This window comes from Spirosoma koreense (assembly GCF_054777875.1).
In genome coordinates this window covers 100,057-120,951 of record NZ_BAAHAC010000027.1, presented here as the reverse complement: position 1 = coordinate 120,951, position 20,895 = coordinate 100,057, and the positions used below count along the sequence as shown (strand labels likewise).

Here is a 20,895-nt window from a genome sequence, read left to right as displayed (position 1 = left end):
CTATGCAACAGTTAATCCTGAAGTCCCTGTACGTAGTGGCCCGGTTGCGCTACCCGAAGCTCCGCGATGATCTGCGGTACTTCGTGCGGGATAACTATTACTGTAAGCTGGTGCAGGGAAGTTACGTCGTTCAGGACTACCTCCTCAAGAAACGGTACAAAGTGATCAGCTACCACGGTGAGTTCGACCAGGAGCTGCGCTATGTACTGCCGTTTGCGTATTGGCATCACCTGAACGGAACCCTGCTCAAAACCATTTCGGCGCAGGATACCAAAGAGTTTTACTTCTTCAGCCCAGACCACGAAGAGCGGTTCCAGAAACGCGTCTGGCGGGAGTCGTACGAGCACTTCAACGTGCCGAACATGACCCACAGCAACTCGTACAGTTTTCGGAACTGGCGGCAGGTGCCCTACAAAACGCATTTCCGAAACGATATATTCGTTTACGATAAACCCCTGCTGGTCATTGCCAACAAATACAACATCGAGTGGGATCAGCCCCCGATCAATTTTCTGGATATCCCGACGCTGGACCAGATCATCCGCACGTATGGCTCCCGCTACCAGATTATATATAACCGTCCGCTGCCCAGCCAGATCGTGCAGGATAACAGCGAAACTATGCAGCTCAACGAGCATGCCTGGCTGAAGGAGGCCCATCCGGAGGTAATCCTGATGAGCGATCTGTACACCCGGTATCATCCGAAGGTGGTGAATAATTTCAACCACCTGCAACTGATGGTCTACGCCAACTGCAACCATTTTATTTCGATGCACGGCGGCACGGCGGCCTTGGCCAGCTGCTTCGGCGGCACAAACATCATTCTGTCCAACCCGAACTGGGGCATGGAACACCCCTTCGACGAATACAAAACCTTATTTCCCAGGCTGTCGGGCGCTACGATTCTGCACGCCCGCGACCAGGCCGAGGTGCTTACGCATTTGACCAATTCCTATTAATAGCAACGATCCATCATGATTATTAGCAGAATAACCAGTGGCTTAGGCAATCAGCTTTTTCAGTACGCGGTGGCTCGGCACCTCGCCCTGAAAAACAGGACGTCTTTGTATCTGGATCTGAGCTATTACAAGTACAGGTACGATACCGACACACCCCGAGCTTTCAAACTCGGCCATTTTGCGGTGCCGTATCGAATTCTGCAGCAGTCGCCACTGGAGTACGTATCGAAAGCGACAAAGCTGCTGCCCAACCGCAGCCTGCCGCCTTTTTTTCTCTTTTTGAAAGAGAAGCACTTTCATTTCGATGCGAGTGTGTTGTCTGCTCAGGCACAGTGTGTTACGCTGGATGGTTTCTGGCAGTCGGAAGCGTATTTCCAGGATAATGCCGACGCGATCCGGCGTGAGCTACAATTGACGGCAGCCCCCAGCCCCGAGTTTGAGCACTACCAGCAGCTCATCCGGAAGGCTACCATGCCGGTGTCTATCCATATTCGGCGGGGCGATTACGTCAACCATCCAGAATTCAGCAAAACGTTCGGGTTTATCGGCCTCGAATACTACAAGCAGGCAATTTTCCATATGAACGCGCAGGTGGCGGACCCCCAGCTGTTTGTGTTCAGCGATGATCACGAATGGGTTAAAGAAAATCTGCCGCTGCCCGACAGTGCGGTGTTCGTGAAGAATACCGGACCCGACGGCGACGTCGCCGATCTGGTCCTGATGAGCCAGTGCCGACACCATATCATTGCCAATAGCTCTTTCAGCTGGTGGGGCGCCTGGCTCAATCCGAGCCCCGACAAGCTGGTGATTACCCCGAAGCAGTGGTATAAAAACAAACCCGACTGGAATACGAAAGATTTGCTTCCGTCGACCTGGCTGGCCCTCTAACCGTAACTCCCTGCCCAACCGCTGACGAACCATGACGAAAGTATTCATCGACCACCAGAAATTTACAACGCAGAAGTACGGCGGAATCAGCCGCTACTTTGCCAATATCATCCAGGGAATCAAGCGCACCGATACCATGACGTATCAACTGGGAGTGCTACACGCCAAAAATCACTACATCCAGAACGAGCCGCTCCTGATGAAAGGTGGCCTGAGCGATCGGGTGTTGAGCCGAAATGAACGGTACGATTACCTGCTGAACCAGTTCTATTGCCAGCGCCTGCTCGATAAAGCCGATTTCGATGTATTTCATCCTACCTACTACGATCCTTATTTTCTGAAACAGCTGCGCAAACCGCTGGTCATCACCATTCACGACATGACCTACGAGCGGCTGCCGGAGTACTTCTGGGCGCAGGACCCACTCACGCACCAGAAACGGCTGAACATCAGTCGGGCCGATGCCATCATCACGATTTCGAACACAACTCGGAAAGACCTGCTCAGCTTTTTCGATGTCGACCCGAAAAAAGTATCGGTCATTTACCACGGGATCGATACTGACTCGCCCCTACCGGTGCAACCGGTGGAAAACCTGCCTAAGAACTACCTGCTGTTTGTGGGCGACCGGAGCGGCTATAAAAACTTTTACCTGTTTATGAACGCCTTTAAGCAGTTGGCTCCGCGCATGCCCGACCTGCACGTGGTGCTGACGGGTGGGGGCAAGCTGGAAATCGCGGACCGCGAGTTTTTGGAACGGCTGGGCCTGAGCGATCGCGTACGGCACATCAACGCTACCGACGAGCAGTTGAATTATCTGTATCAGAACGCCCAGTTGTTTGTCTATCCCTCCCTGTATGAAGGGTTCGGATTGCCTATTCTGGAGGCTTTCAAAGCCCGGTGCCCGATGCTGCTCAGCGATACCGAATGCTTTCGGGAGGTGGCCGTGGATGCAGCCGCTTATTTCAAACCCACCGATATCGATGATTTGATCGATAAACTGGAAAAAACCCTGAACGATACCACGCTGAAAGCCCGGCTGGTGCAGAAAGGGACGGAGCGGCTGGCTCAGTTCACTCTCCAGAAATCCATCGACGAGACCTTAGACGTGTACAAATCCTTAGCCTGATCGCGCATTTGTCCTATGAATATTCTGAAAGCCCCCGACTGGATCTATACTTTCCGCTACCCGTATGCCTCGTTCAGCGAGATTCCGGAATCGGTCTTTGAAGCCATCAACCGCGATCTGGAAGCCGTTCTGCAGCCCAACCCGGTCGTGAGCGTGGTGATTCCGGCCTGGAACGAGGAAGTGAATGTGCTCCGAAGCATTGCCTCGCTGGCCAAAATGAAGACGGATATTCCGTTCGAGATCGTCGTTGTGAACAATAACTCGACCGACCGCATGCAGGATACGTTAGACAAACTTCGGGTGCGAAGCGTGTTTCAACCCATTCAGGGCTGGGGGCCCGCCCGGCAAATGGGCCTTGAGCAGGCGCGGGGCGAATACATCCTGACGGCCGACGCCGACTGCCTGTATCCGCCCGACTGGGTCAATGAGATGATGGCCGTACTCCGCCAGCCGGGGGTCGTGTTTGTCTACGGGCGGTATTCCTTCATTCCGTCGCCGGGGTTTGCCCGCTGGAAACTGGCCATGCTTGAAACCCTGAAAGATGCCATTGCGGAGGTGCGCCATCTGAAACGCCCACACCTGAACGCCTACGGCATGAGCACGGGCTACATCCGTGAGCAGGCGTTGAAAGTGGGCTATGTGATGAAGAAAATACGGGGCGAAGACGGGCGGCTGTGTTTCGACCTGATGAATTTCGGGCGGGTCGAGCAGGTAAAAGCCGACAACGCCCGCGTCTGGACCGGTACCCGGACTCTCGAAAAAGACGGCGGCTTTTCCAGGACTCTCTTCCTGAAAATAGGGCATGAACTCCGGCGTCTGAAGGGCATGTTTGCCGCTCAGCCTCCGCACGATACCAAAACCTCACTCAATTCGTAAACGCTAATTCAGGGAAACTGTCCGCTTGCTCTGCATTCATGCTTGCTCCTTCGACCATATCGATCCTTGTGCACCCGCTCTGTTGGCTGGTGCTACTGGTGTTCGTGGCCAGTAGTGGAAGCTGGGCGCAGTGTAGTGAAGGGGCTATCATCTGCGAAACGTTTGGAGCCGGGCCGCGCGGACAACTGCCCCAGGGCCAAACGAGTTTTGCGTACCGGTCCATTGCCTGCCCGAGCGACGGAGAATACAACCTGATCGATACGGTATCCGGTGGTTGCCACGGGGACGCCTGGCATACGGTTCGGGAAGATCATACCCCCAACGATGTGCGGGGAAATATGTTCGTGGTCAATGCCTCGTACCAGCCTAGTGAATTTTTCAGTCAGAAAGCTACGGGCTTGTGTCCGGGCGTTACCTACGAATTTTCGCTCTGGGTGCTGAACCTGAACCGGGAGCTGCAGGCGGGTCCGTGCGATGAGTACAAGCTGCGTAACCCTATTATTGCCATGCGGGTCGAGCAAACCGACGGTACCCTGATCAACGAAGTGATTCAGCCCGAGGTGCCCCGCACCGCATCACCTGCCTGGGTGTCGCTGACGATGCGGTTTGTGATCCAGACCAATACCAATGACATCGTTGTCAAGCTGATCAACAAGGGCCTGGGCGGCTGCGGCAACGACCTGGTAATCGACGATATCGCGTTTCGGCCGGTTCACCCAACGCTGTCCATTCAGTTTGCGAACTCGACCGAAGCCCGCATGACCGTCTGCGCCGACACGCGCCTGGCGCTGACCATCGGGCAGGCCGTCGGCTATCCAAATCCGGTATATCAATGGCAGCAAAGCACAGATGGCCAGACCTGGACGGCCATTTCGGGCGGAAGCCGGGCTACGTATACCCTCGATCCGGTTCGGGCGGGTCGGACCTACTACCGCTTACGCAACGCCCAGCCGATCAATGCAGCCGCGGTCGGTCGATCGCAGTGTTCGGCCGAATCCAACGTGCTCATCGTGGATGGGCGGCCAGATGCGCCGTTCAGCCTGGGGAACGATGTGGTTTTTTGCGAGGATGCTTCCTACACCTTCCGCGTACCGAGTCCGCTACCGGCGGGCACCACCTTTGTCTGGTCGAACCAAAGCGCCGACAACCAGATCACCGTCCGTACATCGGATACCTATTGGCTGGAAACCAATCTGGACGGCTGTACTTACCGCGATTCGGTAGCGGCCCAGTCGCAGAACTGCCACCCCGAAGACATTTATGTGCCGGATGCATTTTCGCCCAACAGCGATTCGGTAAACGATAAGCTGGTGGTATTTCACGCCGGCACGTTCACCACCTATACGTTTCAGGTGTTCGATCGCTGGGGAAACGTCATTTTTCTGAGCCGACAGGCCGATGTGCAGTGGGATGGGACGTACGAGAACCAGCCCTGTATGGCTGGCCTGTATGCCTGGACCATTGAATACAGCGTAGTCAGTACGTTGAATACAAAGAATCATTTCAGCCGGAGCGGCCTGGTTACGCTGGTCCGATAAGTACAGTGCCTGTATGGGCCAAAATTATAAAACCAATTACCATGAGTTCCATTCATTGCAGCGTGTTAGTCGCGACTTATAACCGCCCGGCTGCACTGGAAAGGTGCTTGCTCAGTTTGTTTCGACAGAGTCGGATGCCGATGGAGATTATCATCTGCGACGATGGATCGGCGGAACCAACCCGGCACCTCATCGAGCGATTACAGGAAGTAAGCCCCGTGCCGTTGCGGCACGTGTGGCAACCCGACGATGGTTTTCAACTGGCGCGCATTCGGAACATGGGTATGGCTGTTGCCAGGGGCGATTACCTGATTCAGATAGATGGGGATGTGATCGTACACCCGCGTTTTGTGGAAGATTATCTATACAATGCCCGTCCTGGCTTTTTCTTTTCCGGTACACAGTACCATCTGTCCGATGACATGACCCGCCGACTGCTCGCCGATCCGGCCCTGTCGCTGGAAGCGGCTTTGCAGGAAACTGACCGCAGCTGGTCCCGGCCCCTGACAGTCAAAGCGCTGCTCCATCGGTCCCGCTGGAACTGGAGCCGCCTTCGCGTACAGCCGCTCCAGAAACTTGTGAGCCGGTTCTACCACTGGGACACCCATTACCAGTATGTGTCCGGCTGTAGTATGGCTTTCTGGCGAACCGATATCATCCGGATCAACGGCTATGACGAAGCGTTTACGGGCTGGGGTTGGGAAGACACCGATCTAGCCCTGCGGCTGATAAACCTGGGGCTTAAACTCCGCTTTATCCGGCTGGGTGCCCTACAGTTTCATCTGTACCACTCGAAGGCCTCGCGCGGGCAGGAATCGACCAATCAGGATAGAGCCATGCAGACGATCCAGCAAAAACTGACGTTCTGCCAGCACGGCCTGCAGCAGCATCTTCAATTGCAACTTCCTGATAAATAGTTACTTATATCAAACTGAATTTACAAAAGACGAAAACCGGTTTAGGACCCATACCTCCCATGCAACAGACCTATACTTTTCCCGAAGTTACCCTGTTAGTAACGCATTATAACCGAAGTACTTCCCTGGAAAATCTGCTTTTGAGTTTCAAGCGGCTGAACTGCACCTTCGGAGACATTGTCGTGTCGGACGATGGCAGCCAGGAAAAGCACATCGACTACATGAAAAATCTGCAGACCGAGTACGATTTTCGGCTCATTACAACGCCTAAAAACAAAGGTCTGGGCAACAACATCAACAAAGGGCAGGATGCCGTTCAGACGCCGTACACGCTGTATATTCAGGAGGACTTCGAGCCAGCGCCGGAATTTCCGGGTCATTTTGTCGAAGCGCTCGACCTTCTAAAAAAACATTCGGAATTCGATATTGTCCGGTTTTACGCCTATCTGCGTTATCCGTACCTGAAACCGTTCACCAATGCTTTTTCGGAAATGTATATTCCGGCCTGGGCAACCAACTACAATAAAATATATTATTACAGCGACCATCCACACTTGCGCCGGAGTACGTTTTTTGAGCGATTTGGCCGGTATGCAGAAGGTATTCACCCCGACAAAACAGAGTACCGAATGTCGGTTGCCTTTATTCAGAATAAGGGAAGAGGCTTATTTTATAACGACTTTCAGCACCTGTTTTATCAGAAAAACAGCGAAGACGAGCCCAGCACCATTAGCCGCAAAAAGTGGTCGGTAAGTGGAAACCCGTTGCTGGTGTTTATTCGGGATATCTACAAACAGATCAAGTTCAATCGGGATATCTATTTCAAGCGGTTGTAATGGGCTGGCCTGTCGGGAGGCCTGCCAGAGCGGCTTACGAGTTGGGGTCGAGGGTTGCTTCCAGGTACTGGCTTATAGCGGGCAGTGCCGCCTTCACCTCTACAATATACTGTTCTATGAGCGGAGCGATCGTGTCTATACCCTGCCTGGCCCGTACGAGCGCTTCGGTTTCCAGAATCAGCCGGGTCGCTTCGGTCATGCCGAGCATTTTTGTGTGGACCTTCTGGGTATGAATTAGTTGGCTAACGGTGGTAATGTCGGCCTGGGCCAGCGCATGTTGCAGATGATTCAGCTCGTCGGGTGTCTGGCTGACGTATAATTCCAGCAGCTCGTTGGCCAGTTCCGTGTCGTTTCCGACCGCACTGAGCAGCGCGTCGGCCGAGAAACTGGCCGACGGGGGATTGGCCGGCAGGACCTGCGTCGGTTCGGGTGCCACAGCAATTGGAACGGGCAGATGCTTGCGCATCAGCAGTTGCAGTTCTTCCATCTGGAAGGGTTTGGGCAAAAAGTCATTCATGCCGGCTTTCAGGCACTCTTCCTGCTCGCTGGCCAGCGCGTGAGCAGTCATGGCAATAATCGGTATTGGATTTTTAAACGTAGACCGAATCCGGCGGGTCGTTTCGTAGCCGTCCATAACCGGCATCTGTATATCCATCAGGATAATATCGAAGCTGTTGTTCTGAAGCAGATCGAGTGCTTTCTGCCCGTTATCGGCCACGGTGGCCCGGTAGCCTAACCGTTTAAGTACCTGCAGCACGAGCTTCTGGTTCATCAGGTTGTCTTCTACTACCAGCACGTGAACGTTTCCCTGGGGCCGTACCGCTTCGGCTGAAACCGGGCTTTTATCGAAAGTGATCTGCTCCGGCGCAATCCGGTAAGGGATTTCTACGGTAAATGTCGACCCTACCCCCAGGCTACTATCGACTGCAATCGAGCCGCCCTGTAGTTCGGTCAGCGACTTGACGATGTTCAGGCCCAGCCCCGTGCCGCCGTAGAAGCGGGTCGTAAAATCGTTTGCCTGCTGGAAGCGCTCAAAAATATGCGGCAACACATCCGGGTCGATTCCGATACCCGTATCCTGAATGATGAAGCGCGCCCGCACGAACTCGGCGGTCGATTCGCCTTTTTCGATTCGAAGGGTTATACCGCCCTGTTTGGTAAACTTAATGGCGTTACTGAGCAGGTTCAGCAGAATCTGCGTCAGCCGCGTCGGATCGCCCAGAAAAACAGTCGGCAGCGTCGGATCAGTTTCCACGACCAGGTGCAGATCCTTGTCGGTGGCTGCGTTCTGAAACATGGTTTTTATCGACGCCGTAAGCAGTGGAATACTAAACGGGATGGATTCCAGCTTGATCATCCCCGCTTCGATCTTGGAAATATCCAGAATGTCGTTCACGATCGTAAGCAGGTTCTTGCCCGCCGTTCGGACCAGGGCGACGAATTCTTTTTGCTCTTTGTCGAGTGAGGTGGTGCCCAGGAGTTCTGAAAAACCCAGCATTGCATTCAGCGGAGTACGAATTTCGTGGCTCATGTTGGCCAGGAAGTTTTCCTTAAGCTTTGCGGCCTTTTCGGCCATTTCTTTGGCTTCTTCCAGCCGCTGCTGCGACAGTACCCGATCGCTGATGTCGATGCTCGACGTAATGACGTATTGCAGCTTGTTGTCTGCGTCGTAAACGGGCGACGAAGAGGTCAGCATCTGCATGGTTTTTCCTGGTAAGCGAACCTCCAGGTCATCGACTCGCGAAGCCTCGCCCCGCAATGCCCGATAGGTTGGCCTTTCTTCGACGGGGTAAGGCTCGCCACTCGGAAAGCGGTACAGCTCCATGTTCTGCAATCGGTTCTCGTAGGGGCTGTAGGCGGATATGTTCCCAAACAGTTGCGAAGCCGCTTCATTGGCATAATAGAATTTTCCGCTGTCGTCCACGATCACAACGGGAACGGGCACGGCTTCCATTAATTTTTTAATTTGCTGTTCGCTTTCGGCTAGTTTCTGGTTGAGGCTGTTGCTGCTGCGCAGAGCCTGATTCAGCAGATACATCGCCCATAAAATCATGGCCAGAGCGGCAATGGCCCCGACCAGGTTACTGATCGTAGCGTACGAAGCCGATCGTTTGCTCTGAGCCGTACGGGTTTCGAGCAGTACGTTCTCGTAGCTCTCGGTTGCCTTCAGCACCTGATAAAAGCTTGTGCTCATGTTCAGAAAAGCACCGATCGAGTCAAGTCGCGACTTTCCACTGCTGATAGCGTTGGCCGCAAACAGAGGAGGGCTACTGATCAGCTTCTTCCGAAAAAGCTGATTCATGGCTTGGGCCCGTTTGTACTGAGTAGGATTATCGGCCGTTAGCGCCAGTATGCCGTCGAGCTGCTTCTGCATCTCCTGGCTGTTGCGGTCAAAATCTGACTTGAAATAAGGATTGCTGCTGAGCAGATGCCCACGCAGGTCATTATCCATACCGGTCAGCAGCGCCTGGATGCGCTGCGTTTTATTGAGGACCAGGTGCGTATGAACCACCCAGTTATTCATTTTGATTAACTGATGGATTGTCTGACGGGCATTTATACCGATGAGCACTGTAATCAGTAAGCCCATGGCTACCATGATCGGTATCCGTTTCGTTTGATTCATGGCAATAGACGGCTTCCCAGAGAGGTATTTCACATTTTTATTAGTTGGAAAGCTAAGTCGACCTAAAGTTAATATTAAAATACAGGAGGGTGGATAATCAAGTGCTTTGATTAACGATAAAAATTAAAAGTATAAAAAATATATTAAAAAAGAGCTAAAAGTTGAGCTGTTAGTTACAAAGTCGCCTGGCCGGGGAAGGGGTAACGAACTGTATTTCTGTAGCCTGGAACAGGCACGAATACGGTTATTTTTGTTGTAAAATATTCAGCTCAATCGGAAACCTGTGCGGTACTATCTGGGGTTATTAGTTACGAGGCCACTGCCGCCCAACCGTCTGCTACGCTTAACAATAAAGTACTGACTCAGGCAAAATAGCCTGTATAGGGTTTTCCCTAAATTTCCATAAAGTCGGGTTTTCACTATTCTATCGACCTATCAATAAGTCCTAATTTTGCTAAACAAAATTCTATTTAGTTAGAAAGGCGCGGCAGCTTCGTAATAGACCGCCGAAGCATGCAATTAATCGAGGAAACGGCTGGACGGCCCGCGCTACCTCATTCAAGTGATTAGATGATACGAGTACTAATAGCAGACGATCATAACGTTTTTGTGGAAGGAATCGAGTCCCTTATTTCGGGTTCGTCAGCCATTGAAGTAAGCCAGCGCTGCTTTACCGTCGCGTCGGTGCTCGAACAGCTGACAAAAACGACTATCGACGTAGTTCTGCTGGATATATCCTTTCCGCAGATCGACGATGGGCTTGGGCTTTGCGAATACATCACCCGAACCTACCCCGCAACCAATGTGGTGGCCCTGACCATGCACGACGACGCCAGCCTGATCAAGCGGGTGGTGAAGAAAGGGGCCAAAGGCTATTTGCTGAAGAATACGACCAAAACCGAACTGCTGCAGGCGATTCAGACCGTTTACCAGGGGAAGCCGTATTTCAATGAGATCATCACCTCGATTTTACTCCACGACGGGCCAAAAACCCGGAAATCGACAACGGGGATCAAGCCGAATCTGACGCCCCGCGAAGCAGAAGTGCTAACCCTGCTTGCCCAGGGATTGACGACTCAGCAGATGGCTAATCGGTTGTTTGTCAGCGCCAAAGCCGTCGAGTTTCACCGCAGTAGCCTGTTGATGAAGTTTGGCGTGTCGAACTCGGCCTTGCTGATCAAAACCGCTATGGAACTGCAGTACATTGATTAATGACCACCCGGTTCGACCAGACTATCCTCAACGAATATACCGATCTACATGCGACTGAATCTTCCATTCATCCTGCTGCGTAAAACAGTCATTGGAGTAGCCATACTTCTGGGAGTGAATGGACTGAGTGTGGGCGCAGGGGCCGCCGTACCACCGATCGACAGCCTGAAAAAGGAAATCAGGCAATTGGTTCTGAACAAAGACTACGCGCAGGCAGCCAAAGCCTACGATCAATTAGGCGGTTATTACCATCAGCTGTACGGGTACAATAAGTACACGATGGACTCCTATTTCAATGGACTCAAATACTACAGCCTGGTTGGCGATTCGACCGGCTATTACAACGAGCACCTGGTGATCGGCGACTATTACACGCACGATTATTTCATGCAGGCTTACGCCAGGAAGTACCTCGGAAAAGCCCGTCAGTTTTTTGAGCGGACTCGTAACATGCCGAAAGTAATCGAGTGCCGGCTGGGTCTGGCCAACATCGATCAGCAAAAAGACCCTATTCCGAAAACGCTGCTGACCGAGCTACGCGAAACCGAACGGATGAGCGTCCAGTACAAGCAGGCTTTTTCGCAGGCCTATGCGCTGAATTTGCTGGCCAATACGTATTCGCGGCTAAAGAACCCAGATTCGGCTCAGTATTTTGCCAGCCGGAGCCTGACGATCGCCAACCGGTTGCATGTCAATTGGCTGATCGGCCTGAATTATTTTTACCTGGGCCTTGTCGAGCAGTTCAGAAACCATTCGAAAGAAGCGATTGCGGCTTATCAGAAGAGCTATACGCTGGCCGAAGCTGAAAAAAATGTGGCTATGCTGCGCGAACTGGCCAAGCACTCGGCAGACAGCTATTCCCGCATGGGCGATTACAAGCAAGCCTACGCATCGTCGCTGAAGACCCTGGACCTGGCTAACCAGTTTTACGAATCCGAGCAAACGAAAAGCATCCGGTTGCAGGAGCTGGACAGTCAGATCAAAACCCTGGCAGTCGAGAAACAACTTGCCGAAGAACAGAGTCAGAGTCAGCGGTTTCTCAACTCGATGCTGGTCGGCATTCTGGTAATCAGTATCGTCGGCGTAGCAGCTCTGGTCTTTCTCCGGCGGCAGCAGAAGCTGATTGCCCGTCAGCAGGCCGTAATTGCCCAGCAGCAGATTCGCCAGCTGGAGTTGAAGTCGCTACGGGCCATGATCGAAGGGCAGGAAGGCGAACGGAGCCGGATTGCCCGGGATTTACACGATGGACTAGGCATTCAGCTGTCGCGGATCAAGCTGTTTGTAGAGGCCCATCAGGAGCTCCTGCCGCTGTCGGTAAAGGAGCCATTGAACCAGTTTCTGGACGAAGCCTGCACCGAAACCCGGCTGATTTCCAACGACCTGCGGCCCTACGCCCTATCCACCTTCGGCCTGATTCCGGCGCTGGAAGATCTGGTCCAGAAATTAAACCTGGTCAATGAAACGATGCTGGTGCTGGAACACTACGGCGAACTACCACTACTGGGCGAGGAAGCGTCGGCTATGCTGTACCGGGTGATTCAGGAGTTATTGAACAATGCGCTGAAACACGCGCATGCCCAGACCATTACCATACAGCTGATGGCCAACGACGAAACGGTTCTGATCAGCGTCGATGACGATGGCCAGGGGGGCGACTTCGCCGATGATTCGGCAAAAGGCAACGGAATCGCCAACATCAAATCGCGCATTGCTTACCTCGGCGGACAGGTTATCTGGCAGAGTGAAGCCGGTAAGGGAACGTCGGTAATGATTTCGCTACCCGTACAGAAACTCGTCAAAGCCGGGCCGATTCCCGCCTGAATAAATCAACGATCGTGGCTTACAGGCTCTACTGCCTGAATAATCCACTTAGCCTATTACCTAAGTTAACAATTAATTTTATTCCCATGATCAAACATGTGCTTTCGGGAGCCTTCCTTCTGAGCAGTTGGCTAAATGTCCACGCCCAGGAGCGAGCGATGACCGGTGCAGCCGCGGATAAAAACCCGCCTGCTCTGGCGACCATAAAAGCGGCTAAAACGAGTATCAACGCACCGGCCGATGCCAAAGGGCTGGTCAAAGGCGTTGTGTCGGACGAAAAAGGAAATACCCTGCCCGGCGCAACCGTATCAGTAAAAGGAACACAGCTCGGAACGACAACGGACGTAGAAGGGCGATTTTCCATCAATATGCCCGCCGGCTCGAAAATCCTGGTAATCTCCTTTATCGGGATGAAAACGCAGGAAGTCGAGGTGGGTTCTCGGACAACGCTGAACATTACCCTGCAGACGGGCGATCAATCGCTGGACGAAGTGGTGGTCATTGGCTACGGAACGGCCAAGCGTTCCGACGTTACTTCGTCTATTACGACCGTAAAAGCGGCTGATCTGAAAGACATTCCGGCAGCCGGGGTCGACCAGCTTCTGCAGGGAAAAGCGGCTGGGGTAACCGTAACCAGCAACGGTGGTCAGCCGGGCGGTGGTGTATCGGTCAAGGTGCGTGGGGTGACATCCATCAACAGCAACGACCCGCTGTTTGTGATCGACGGCGTACCGTTCGTGGGTGGCAATACCTCGAACAGTTCGGGATACGCGGGCCTGGGTGGCAGCGATGGTCAGACCGGCAATAGTGTGATGGCTATGCTCAACCCCAACGATATTGAGAGCATCGACGTGCTGAAAGATGCATCGGCGCAGGCTATTTACGGTTCGCAGGCGGCCAACGGGGTCATCATGATCACCACCAAAAAAGGCAAACAAGGGGAGGGTAAGATCAACTACGAGATGTACACGGGTGTTTCGGAAGTGGCCCGCCGACTGGATTTGATGAACCTGCGGGATTTTGCCCGTTACCAGAACGAAGTCCTGCCGATTATCGGAAACCCCGTAGCCGATGAGTTCAAAAAACCCGACCTGCTCGGCAACGGGACCGACTGGCAGGAAGCCATGTTCCAGCATGGGAAAATCAATAACCACCAGTTGAGCTTTTCGGGCGGGAAAGACCGGACGACGTATTACCTGTCGCTGAACTACTTCGACAACAAAGGGATTCTGCTCGGATCGGATTTCAAGCGGTATGCGTCGCGCTTTAGCCTGGATAGCCAGCTCAAAAGCTGGGCCAAGGTGGGTATCAGCGCCAACGTTTCGCGCAGCATTCAGAACGTTTCGCTGGCCGATGCTGCCGAAGGAACTATCTGGTGGGGCGCTTCGACCAGCCCGCTGATACCGGTCAAAAACCTGGATGGCAGCTGGGGCGGTGGCCAGACCGTGGGCGGGGTTCAGTATAACAACGCGAACCTGGTCGGGAACAGTCAGTACCGGGGCAATACCAAAACCTCGAACAACATTTTCGGAAGCCTGTATGCCGAACTGCAGTTCACGAAAGACCTGTCGTTGCGGAACGAACTGTCGTATGCGTTAGGGCAGGACAACAACGTGGCGTTTCAGAAAGCGGGGAACGTCGGCGGTACGTCGTTCCGGAGTAAGCTGATCGATTCGCGGTCCGATAATTACTACTGGTCGCTGACGAACTACCTGACCTATAACAAGTACATTAAAAAACACAGCATTCAGGGTACCATCGGCCACCAGGCTCAGAATTCGTATTACCAGTCGATTTCGGGAAGTAAAGTGGATCTGCAGGCGAACATTTTCGACCTCAACACGGGTAGTGCTGATCAAACCACCTGGGGACTGAGTGGGGGGAAAGGCCAGTGGGCGATGGAGTCTTATTTTGCCCGTGCCAACTACACTTACGACGATAAATACTCGATTTCGGCCAGCTTCCGGACCGACGGTTCGTCGAACTTCGGGCCGAATAACCGGTGGGGGTATTTCCCTGGCATATCGGCTGGCTGGACCATCTCGAACGAGAAGTTCATGAAAGGCGAGGTTTCGAAAGTGCTGAGTTATGCCAAACTGCGGGCCGGCTATGGCGTGGTCGGTAATCAGAACTTTCCTGGTGGGGCGCCCAACCCGGCCTACGTCGGTGCGGTGCAGTTCTTCTCGGGTCCGGTAGGGTTTGGTTCGTCGAACATGATCAATGGAATTCCGAACCCGAACCTGAAATGGGAAACGGTGAAAACGGCCAATGCCGGGGTCGATCTGGGCTTCTTTAACGGACGCATCGACGCAACGATCGACGTCTACCAGAAAGTAACTTCCGACATGATTATCTTCCTGACCGGCCCCAACCTGATCGGTGTAGGTGACCAGTGGGATGATCTGAAAGCACCCCTGGGCAATGCCGGGCAGATGACCAATCGTGGCGTCGATATCGGCCTGACAACGACCAACATCAAGAAGGGTAATTTCAGCTGGAAGACCAACGTCGTGTTTACACAATTTACCAATACCTACGACAAAGCGGCCAGTGCCGCTTCGGCGCTCGACGGCAAGATTTATTATAACAACTACCTCGTGACGCATACTACCCCCGGCCGCCCGGTGGGGTCGTTCTGGGGGCTGGTAACCGATGGGTTGTTCCGGACGCAGGCTGACCTGGACAAGAGCCTGCCGCAGTTTGGCTACAAGGTCAATCAAACCGAAACCTGGCTGGGCGATATCCGCTACAAAGACATCAACGGCGACGGTAAAATCGACGCGCAGGACCTGACCTACATCGGTAGTCCGCTGCCGAAATTCACCTGGGGGTTCACCAACACGCTGAACTACGGCGATTTCGACTTCTCGCTGTTCTTGCAGGGTAGTCAGGGTGCCAAAGCATTCAACTTTCTCCGCTGGCAACTCGAAGGGCTGAACAATGCCTACACCAACCAGATGACCACCGTCAACGACCGGTACACGGAAAGTAATCAGAATGGAGCCCTGCCCCGCTTTACGAACACGAACAAGAACAATACGGCCATGTCGGATCGCTACGTCGAGGATGCCTCTTACGCCCGGATTCAGAACATTACCCTGGGCTACCGGCTGCCTAAGAACCTGCTCAACAAAGTGAAAGTGACGAACCTGCGGATTTACGGCTCGATTCAGAACCTGAAAACCTTTACGAACTATTCGGGCTACGACCCTGAAATCGGTTCGTTCAACAACAGCATCAAGCTGATGAACGTCGACGCCGGTCACTATCCGAACCCACGCACGTTTACGGTCGGTGCTAATCTACAATTCTAATGATCAATGATCGAATGAGTGAATGCCAAAGCCCACTCTTCTCAATTTAGCCATACAGGAAGATACGTGCGGTTTATTTCAGAGAAAATCCTTACCTGACTTATTCAATCATTCACTCAATCAGTCAAAATTAAACGTATATGAAACTCAAGCCAATATATGCCCTGATGCTGCCGGCGGTGCTGTTGTCTTCCTGCTCGAAAGACTTCATCGACCGGCCTTCTCTGTCGGGCACGACCACGGGTAACTATTATAATAATGCAGATGAAGTACGGGGAGCTACCAGCACACTCTACAGTGGACTACCCTGGCGGAACTACGAAAGCCGGGCTCAGGATGCCATCGGCGACGTCATGGGGGGCAATATGTTTACCTATACCGACGTCGAATACCTGAATTTCACGGTTTCGTCGGCTTCCGACCGGATCGGTGCTGCCTGGGGGGCGTTCTACAAGATCATTGGCTACGCTAATGTCATGATCAAAACCTTCGAAGAGAAAAAAGCAGCCGGTGGGGGCGCGGCCTACCTCGACCCCGCCATTGCCGAGTGTCATTTCATGCGCGGTACGATTTACTTCTACATTGCCCGGACCTGGGGCGCTGCGCCCATTATCACCGATCCGGGTGCAACGGCCCTGTCGGGGAATTTCAATATTCCACGCTACCTGCAGAAGGATGTGCTTCGGTTTGCGCTCGAAGAGTTGAAGCTGGCTGAAGCGGGTCTGCCCGAGTCGGACGCGGCCGGACGCCTGACGAAATATTCGGCCAAAGGCATGATGTCGAAGCTGTATCTGTATGCCAAAGATTACGCGAATGCCAAAGCGAAAGCCGAAGAGGTGATCAATTCGGGCAGATACAGCCTGGTGAGTGATTACATGGGCATGTTTACCAAGATGAGCCTGAACAACAACGCCGAGTCGTTATTCTCGATTCAGCACCAGCTGGCGGGCGATCCGTGGGGAACGGGCAACATCAAAAATCCTGATCGGGGGGCGGGTGCCTTGCGTACGGCCGAAGCCGACGCCTGGGAAATGTACGTGCCTTCGCTGGACCTGCTGAAAGAGTATAAATTCGGTGACCTGCGCCGGAAATGGTCGGTGATGGAACAGGGCTGGACCAATCCCAACTGGAAACCCCAGCGTGTGAATGCTCCCAAATACAACGCCTTCATGGCCAACGGATTTAAGTACGACACCCTGCAGCCCGTAGAAGATGGCGGAAGCCTGGGACCCACCCGCTCGAACATCGTGAAGTACTTTGCCGGTCCGGGTAAAAGCTTCGGAAGCGATGCCGTACTGGGTCAGAACTCCGGCAATAATGTGGTGCTGCTGCGCTATGCCGATATTCTGCTGATTTATGCCGAAGCGACGCTGGCCGGCGCTGCCTCGACCACCGATGCCAAGGCATTAGATGCCCTAAATAAAGTCAGGGCGCGGGCAGGCCTGACACCCAGAACGGCCATCACGCTCGACGATATTCTGCACGAGCGCCGGGTCGAGTTCGCTTTCGAGGGCGACTATTGGTACGACATTCAGCGTCAGGGTTTTGCCAGGGCGAAAGAGATGATCCAGAAACAGAATCGGGGTACGGTAACGGGCGCCACCTACATCACCAACTTCACCGAAGACAAGATGTATCTACCCATTCCGGCGGGTGAAATCGTGCAGGACCCTGAACTGGGCAAAGACCCCGTTCCCTATTACAACTAATTATCATTTGGTGGTCATTCAGTTGGCATGGATTGTCATTGAATAGTCATTCGTTCATTGTCATTTTTTAGAAGCTATCAATAACCATCAAATGACAACCGAATGACTATTCAATGACCACCAAATGACCCTAAAAAACGAATCTATAATGAGAGTCAATCAATTGAATCGAATAGCGGGGGTACTGTTCCTGACGGCCACGGCCGGTTTCTGGATGAGTTCCTGCACAAAAGATACGGACGGCAGTCCACAGATAAAACCTGGAAACCCCGTAGCAACGGCGCTTTCGCCGGATTCGGCCGCTGGCGGCTCGCTGGTAACCCTGACGGGTACGGGTCTGGGCGATATCCGCAGCATTGTTTTCGAAAAAGGTAACGTACCGGCTGGCTTTCAATCGACGCTCAACACCGAGGGGGCGCTGATTTTCCGGGTGCCTGCCGATGTGTTGGGCGGGAGTCAGAACATTATTTTTACCAACAGTGCGGGCAATACCCTAAAGGTGCCGTTCAAGGCGCTGGCGTATCCGACGGTGGCATCGGTCTCGAACTATAACTTCACAAAAGGCACCGTCATTACCCTTACTGGCAATAACTTCGACGATGTGACGGCCGTGACGCTGACCGATTCCGTAAAAGGCGTGTCGGATGTGGTAACGATTGTGTCGAAAGCCAAGGCCCAGTTGGTCGTTCAGATGCCGGCTTCGTCGCTGAACCGGGCACCGTTGCGGATTACCAACGGCACTGGCCGAATGACCACGGCCCAGGAGTTTGTCAATATCGATAAAGCCTATCCGATCTTTACCGATGCCTACGGCCCGGGTTTCAAGGACGCTTCCTGGGGCGATGCGGCCGCCGTATCGACGAAGGAGTTTGCATCTGGAGCCGCTTCGGTCGGAAAGAATTTTCAGAAAGGTAACTGGCATTTAATTGGCTTTTCCACCGGATCGCCCCTGGCGTATTCCACCGACTACACGTACGTAACGGGTTGGGTCAAAGGTGCTTCGGCCGATTATTCGCTCTACCTGACGACCGATGCCAGTAAAGCCGGCTTCGGGGAGTTTGTCGATAAAAACAAGATCGACGTAAAAGCAGGCGTCTGGAATTACTTCAGACTGAAGTTGTCGGACATTGATTTCTGGGCTGCGGGAAAATCCCTGAGTCAGATCGGCTTCCGGATTCAGGGGCCAAACAACCAGGACGAAACCTTTTATTTCGACGACCTGATGCTGGTCAAATAAGTAAATTTTTAACGGCCCGAACATTAGCTAATGTTCGGGCCGATGATTTTGGCGAATACGTTGTATGAGTTCGTTCTTTACAGTTATTTTATCCGCGAGCCTATTCGCAGGCTTATTCGCTGGCCCGGTTGGACTGGCTGCACCCCGTCCGCAGTTAATTGATACGAAAGCGACCAGAGAAACCCAGGCGCTTTATCACAACCTGCATAAGCTTACCCGAAAGCACATACTGTTTGGTCACCAGCATGCCACCGAATACGGTCATGGCTGGAGCGGTGATGCCAACCGGTCAGATGTTAAATCGGTAAGCGGGTCGCATCCGGCGGTAGTAGGCGTTGACTTCAGCGGGCTATCGGGCCGCTCACCGGAAGCGATCGAGCAAGCCAAATCGTCGTTACGCCAACAAATTGCCGCTACCTATGACCGGGGCGGGGTAACTACCGTAGCCTGGCATTTTTCGAACCCTGTAACCCCACAGACGGGTTTTTACTGGAAAGATTCGGTGTCGGCCCCCGCCGTTGCCGACCTTAAGCCTGGCGGATCTCACCATGAGCAATACAAGCAGATTCTGCAAACGGTAGGGGGGCTGGCCCGGTCGGTGAAAGGCCACGACGGGAAGCTTGTGCCGATGGTGTTTCGGCCGTATCATGAGTTCGACGGTGGCTGGTTCTGGTGGGGAAAGCCGCACTGCAAACGCGAGGATTTTCTGTCTTTATGGCGATTTACGGTTTCCTACCTGCGCGACAGCCTGCAGGTACATAACTTCATCTACGCTTTCTCGCCCGACTGCCTGTTCAGTACCGAAGCGGATTACCTCGACCGGTATCCTGGCGATGAGTGGGTCGATCTGGTGGGGGTCGACAACTACGCCGATTTTGGCCGCAACGGTCATTACAACCTTCAGGCTGGCATTCAGAAGCTGAAGATTGTGTCTGACTACGCCGAAAAGGCTGGTAAACTGGCCGCTTTTACCGAAACGGGCCTGGAGTCGGTTCCGGATACGACCTGGTGGACCAACACCCTATTAAAATCCCTGAAAGCGGAGAAAATGAGGCTGGCCTACGTGCTGGTCTGGCGCAACGATGCCCGGAGCGCTACGCATTTCTACGCCCCTTACCCCGGCCAGGCCAGCGTGGCCGACTTTCTGCGCTTTTACGCAGACCCGTATACCTGGTTTGAAACCGACCTGCCCAACTTATACCGACGGAGGTAAATGATTCATGGTTGAGTCGATCGATTACGCATGACGCCCTACTCATTAGTGGCGCAGAGCTTTCCAGACTCGGATCGAGTCGTCGTAAATTTCCTGCTTCAGGCCGTAGCCACTGGCTCCCCAGAAAGTGCTGAGGTCCCGCCCACCGGTGCCCAGATCGGCATACGCATTGGGCTTGCGTTCCAACTGACCCCGAATCCAGCAGGCACCCTGTTGATAAGCAAAAGATTCCACCGCTTTCAGGAATCTGGCCCCCAGACCCGGCTGTTGAGGGCGGTCGGTAAGAACAAAATCCGTAATGAAAAAATGACGCTGCCCGTCGTACCACATGGCATACTGCCTGAATTCGCCGGTAGCGTAGCCGATAGGTTCGTTACAATCATCCAGCAGTACTAATTTATATGTCAGTGGATTGGAAGGGATCTGCGTTGATTTGACCGAATAAGGCATAGTATTCTAAATTTTATGTTGCAAATAAAACATAAAATTTCAGATTTGATAATATAACTCCATTAGAAAGCGGCCTTATGTTCGGTTTTTATGTTCAATTGTATTTTAGATAAATGCTACGGTCAGTATCTATGCAAAAAACACGTCGGCTATGACTGCGTAAGCGAAGC

The 20,895-nt window shown here is 53.1% G+C and carries 15 protein-coding genes; 13 read left to right on the top strand and 2 right to left on the bottom strand.

Annotated elements, in window-relative coordinates; translation table 11 throughout:
- The first annotated feature begins 2 nt into the window (after window positions 1-2).
- The 7 genes from ACYVC2_RS25965 to ACYVC2_RS25935 are packed head-to-tail and all read left to right on the top strand — an operon-like array spanning window position 3 to window position 7,143.
- Window positions 3-959, top strand: coding sequence for a hypothetical protein (locus ACYVC2_RS25965; protein WP_461107422.1), 957 nt, complete (start codon window positions 3-5; stop codon window positions 957-959).
- Window positions 960-974: 15 nt separating this feature from the next.
- A complete protein-coding gene (locus ACYVC2_RS25960) occupies window positions 975-1,847 on the top strand; it encodes an alpha-1,2-fucosyltransferase (RefSeq protein WP_461107420.1) in 873 nt (290 codons plus the stop codon).
- A gap of 31 nt (window positions 1,848-1,878) precedes the next feature.
- The gene (locus tag ACYVC2_RS25955; RefSeq protein ID WP_461107417.1) at window positions 1,879-2,976 is read left to right on the top strand and encodes a glycosyltransferase family 4 protein; all 1,098 of its coding nucleotides are present in this window, start codon (window positions 1,879-1,881) and stop codon (window positions 2,974-2,976) included.
- A gap of 15 nt (window positions 2,977-2,991) precedes the next feature.
- Window positions 2,992-3,852 (top strand): glycosyltransferase family 2 protein, encoded by an 861-nt coding sequence (locus ACYVC2_RS25950; RefSeq protein ID WP_461107415.1) that lies wholly within the window; start codon window positions 2,992-2,994, stop codon window positions 3,850-3,852.
- Between the two features lie 38 nt (window positions 3,853-3,890).
- Window positions 3,891-5,390: a T9SS type B sorting domain-containing protein gene (locus ACYVC2_RS25945; protein WP_461107413.1), complete on the top strand. Its 1,500-nt coding sequence runs from the start codon at window positions 3,891-3,893 to the stop codon at window positions 5,388-5,390.
- 41 nt (window positions 5,391-5,431) lie between these two features.
- Window positions 5,432-6,307 (top strand): glycosyltransferase family 2 protein, encoded by an 876-nt coding sequence (locus tag ACYVC2_RS25940; protein WP_461107411.1) that lies wholly within the window; start codon window positions 5,432-5,434, stop codon window positions 6,305-6,307.
- 59 nt (window positions 6,308-6,366) lie between these two features.
- Entirely contained in the window at window positions 6,367-7,143 is a 777-nt protein-coding gene (locus ACYVC2_RS25935) for a glycosyltransferase (protein ID WP_461107409.1), read from the top strand.
- Window positions 7,144-7,177: 34 nt separating this feature from the next.
- On the opposite strand, the gene ACYVC2_RS25930 is transcribed toward ACYVC2_RS25935, so the two are convergent.
- A complete protein-coding gene (locus ACYVC2_RS25930; RefSeq protein WP_461107407.1) occupies window positions 7,178-9,769 on the bottom strand; it encodes a response regulator in 2,592 nt (863 codons plus the stop codon).
- Window positions 9,770-10,339: 570 nt separating this feature from the next.
- Here ACYVC2_RS25930 and ACYVC2_RS25925 point away from each other — a divergent pair.
- From ACYVC2_RS25925 to ACYVC2_RS25900, 6 genes are all read left to right on the top strand, one after another.
- Window positions 10,340-10,981: a response regulator gene (locus ACYVC2_RS25925; RefSeq protein ID WP_461107405.1), complete on the top strand. Its 642-nt coding sequence runs from the start codon at window positions 10,340-10,342 to the stop codon at window positions 10,979-10,981.
- A 48-nt stretch (window positions 10,982-11,029) separates the two neighbouring features.
- Complete coding sequence (locus tag ACYVC2_RS25920) at window positions 11,030-12,802, top strand: tetratricopeptide repeat-containing sensor histidine kinase (RefSeq protein WP_461107403.1); 1,773 nt, start codon at window positions 11,030-11,032, stop codon at window positions 12,800-12,802.
- Window positions 12,803-12,888: 86 nt separating this feature from the next.
- Window positions 12,889-16,116 (top strand): SusC/RagA family TonB-linked outer membrane protein, encoded by a 3,228-nt coding sequence (locus ACYVC2_RS25915; protein ID WP_461107401.1) that lies wholly within the window; start codon window positions 12,889-12,891, stop codon window positions 16,114-16,116.
- A 140-nt stretch (window positions 16,117-16,256) separates the two neighbouring features.
- Window positions 16,257-17,825: a RagB/SusD family nutrient uptake outer membrane protein gene (locus ACYVC2_RS25910; RefSeq protein ID WP_461107399.1), complete on the top strand. Its 1,569-nt coding sequence runs from the start codon at window positions 16,257-16,259 to the stop codon at window positions 17,823-17,825.
- Between the two features lie 148 nt (window positions 17,826-17,973).
- Complete coding sequence (locus ACYVC2_RS25905; protein WP_461107397.1) at window positions 17,974-19,062, top strand: IPT/TIG domain-containing protein; 1,089 nt, start codon at window positions 17,974-17,976, stop codon at window positions 19,060-19,062.
- Between the two features lie 64 nt (window positions 19,063-19,126).
- Complete coding sequence (locus tag ACYVC2_RS25900; protein ID WP_461107395.1) at window positions 19,127-20,275, top strand: glycoside hydrolase family 26 protein; 1,149 nt, start codon at window positions 19,127-19,129, stop codon at window positions 20,273-20,275.
- Between the two features lie 45 nt (window positions 20,276-20,320).
- On the opposite strand, the gene ACYVC2_RS25895 is transcribed toward ACYVC2_RS25900, so the two are convergent.
- A complete protein-coding gene (locus tag ACYVC2_RS25895) occupies window positions 20,321-20,725 on the bottom strand; it encodes a hypothetical protein (protein WP_461107393.1) in 405 nt (134 codons plus the stop codon).
- Window positions 20,726-20,895: the final 170 nt, after the last annotated feature.